Annotated in this window: 3 protein-coding genes; all 3 read left to right on the top strand. The window is 58.3% G+C overall.

Translation table 11 applies throughout. The features are described 5' to 3' along the window. Nucleotides 1–141 precede the first annotated feature (141 nt). Nucleotides 142–1,548, top strand: coding sequence for a dihydrolipoyl dehydrogenase (gene lpdA / locus VF629_RS11745; RefSeq protein ID WP_331058673.1), 1,407 nt, complete (start codon nucleotides 142–144; stop codon nucleotides 1,546–1,548). A 90-nt stretch (nucleotides 1,549–1,638) separates the two neighbouring features. Beyond that, a complete protein-coding gene (locus VF629_RS11740; RefSeq protein WP_331058672.1) occupies nucleotides 1,639–2,472 on the top strand; it encodes a hypothetical protein in 834 nt (277 codons plus the stop codon). A gap of 72 nt (nucleotides 2,473–2,544) precedes the next feature. Next, the coding region (locus VF629_RS11735) for a HEPN domain-containing protein (protein ID WP_331058671.1) at nucleotides 2,545–2,815 on the top strand (271 nt) is incomplete at its 3' end.

The raw sequence follows: 2,815 nt of genomic DNA, 5'->3' as shown, positions 1-2,815 counted from the left end.
CATCAACTAATTACTACCACATGCGAGATGCTTCGCTGCGCGCTGCATGACGTTCTGCCGAATACCACAACAACCACTCTACCCGCGTGCGCTTCCGGCCGTACCTTCGTAGCCACGAACCATCACCGAACATTCGGCTCTATGAATCAATACGACGTCACCGTCATCGGCTCCGGTCCTGGGGGCTACGTGGCCGCCATCCGCTGCTCGCAGCTGGGCCTCAAAACCGCCCTTATTGAGAAATACCCCACCCTGGGCGGCACCTGCCTCAATGTGGGCTGCATCCCCAGCAAGGCCCTGCTCGACTCGTCCGAACACTACCACAACGCCCATTCGGCCTTCAAGGAGCACGGCATCGAGCTGGAAAACCTGCGGGTGAACATGAACCAGATGATAGACCGCAAGGCCGGCGTGGTGAAAGCCAACGTCGACGGCATTGCCTATTTGATGAAAAAGAACAAAATCGACGTCCTCACCGGCGTGGGTTCTTTTGTCGACGCAACCCACATCAGCATTGCGCCCACGGCCGGCGGCGAAGCCCAGCAGATTGAAACCAAAAACGTCATCATCGCCACCGGCTCCAAGCCTACGGTGCTGCCGTTCATCGCCCAGGACAAGGAGCGCATCATCACCAGCACCGAGGCCCTGAACATCCGCGAAGTGCCCAAGCACATGATTGTGATTGGCGGCGGCGTGATTGGCCTCGAAATGGCCTCCGTGTACGCCCGCCTCGGCGCCAAAGTGTCGGTGGTGGAGTTTATGGAGAGCATCATCCCGACCATGGACCGCGGCCTGGGCAAGGAGCTGCGCCGCGTGCTGGGCAAAATCGGCATCGAGTTTTTCTTCAGCCACAAAGTGACTGGCGCCACCCGCGAGGGCGACGCCGTGACCGTGACCGCCACCAACCCGAAAGGGGAGGAGGTGAAGTTTGAAGGCGACTACTGCTTGGTGGCCGTGGGCCGCGCGCCCTACACCGCCGGCCTCAACCTGGAAGCCGCCGGCATCGAAATGGAAGAGCGCGGCCGCATCAAGGTCGACGAGCACCTGCAAACCAACGTGCCCGGCATCTACGCCATCGGCGACGTGGTGCGCGGCGCCATGCTGGCCCACAAGGCCGAAGAAGAAGGCGTGTTCGTGGCCGAAACCATCGTGGGCCAGAAGCCGCACATCAACTACCTGCTCATCCCCGGCGTGGTGTACACTTGGCCCGAAGTGGCCGGCGTGGGCTACACCGAGGAGCAGCTCAAGGAGCAAGGCAAGGCCTATAAAGTGGGCTCGTTCCCCTTCAAAGCCAGCGGCCGCGCCCGCGCCAGCGGCGACACGGACGGCTTCGTGAAGGTGCTGGCCGACAAAACCACCGACGAAATTCTGGGCGTGCACATGATAGGCCCGCGCATCGCCGACCTCATTGCCGAAGCCGTGACCGCCATGGAGTTCCGCGCTTCCGCCGAGGACGTGGCCCGCATGAGCCACTCTCACCCCACCTACGCCGAGGCCATGAAGGAAGCGTGCCTGGCGGCGACGGAGAACCGGGCCATTCATATGTAACGCCCTACCCTGCGACAGAAACCAAAAGAAGCTGAAGCCCCTGTGTAGCTTCAGCTTCTTTTGGTTTGAAGCCATATTTTGCATTCTGCTATGACGCGCTCATACATCTTCTTGCTATTTATGCTGGCGTATACAGTCGGCATGAATGATGCAGCTGCACAGTTCCGGCCGGGGCTTGCGAAACCGTTGAAGCGAGCGATGCCAGCACATACGGGGCGCAAAACGAGTAGGGTACCTGTAACACCCAAGCCTGTTGTTCTGCCGACGTATGAGATGCAATTCAGCCGAATACGGGCATCCGAAATATGGCCAGAACAGCGTCATCGGGACACCATGTTGGCCCGACTGGGGATTTTTTGTTCGGAGCGGGGCGGCTTGCTCTACCGGGTACATCCCAAGGATACGGTATTCGTGTTGGTTGAACTTGAGGCCCCGCCCAATCGCTTCGACTCGGCGGAAGAGGGGAATTTCTCAAGTAACACGTGCGTCTTACTTCAAGATTTAAACCGTGACGGTTCGCCGGAGGCGTTGGCGGGTTTTTGGCGGCACTGGCAAGGCAGTGGCGGGCGTGCTAGTTGGGTGGGCATTAAACTCATTGATATAAGTGGCCCACCGCGTTTGCTGTTGAACGCAATTATTGAAGACACGGAAAGCGGCTGGGACACTGGCCCCGACCCCAACCAACCAATTTTCACGACAATCGGGCGGGAGCGGTACGTGAAATTGGGCGGAGAAGACATACGGTTGCCGCTGATGGACAGCGAAAAGTATTTTTATAAGGTGAAATCCGCCGACCCGAGTGTTTATATCGGCAAAGTCCTTACGCACGAGGGTGCCTGGAATACAAAAAAACGGGTGTTGACACCGCTGAAGCCTGGCCGGTACCATTACCGGGATGACCACTTGGTTTGGGTGGGGAAGTAACGCCGTCGCATCCGAAACTGAAAGAGGCTGAAGCTACGGGAGCTTCAGCCTCTTTTGGTGTTACTTTGCTCCATGACCAAGCACGACCATATTCTGCACTGGAAAGAAACCGCAGAAGGTGATTGGCTGGCCGCTCAGGACTTATTTCAAACCAAGCGGTATTTGCAGTGCTTGTTTCTGGCGCACCTCACCGTTGAGAAGCTTTGCAAAGCACATTGGGTGAAAGACAACGTGGACGACTACCCGCCACGTATTCACAACCTGGCGCGGGTGCTGGCCGCTACGGCCGTGGTGCTGACGCCCGCCCAGGAAGTGCTAATCGCCGAGCTGAACGGATTTCAAA

Origin of the sequence: Hymenobacter sp., assembly GCF_036388155.1 — a bacterium.
GTDB lineage: Bacteria > Bacteroidota > Bacteroidia > Cytophagales > Hymenobacteraceae > Hymenobacter.
This window is presented reverse-complemented; position numbering and strand designations above follow the sequence as displayed.

Excerpts from the sequence above, each read along its gene's own strand:
- lpdA (WP_331058673.1), top strand. The coding sequence starts at position 142 with ATGAATCAATACGACGTCACCGTCATCGGCTCCGGTCCTGGGGGCTAC.
- VF629_RS11740 (WP_331058672.1), top strand. The coding sequence starts at position 1,639 with ATGACGCGCTCATACATCTTCTTGCTATTTATGCTGGCGTATACAGTC.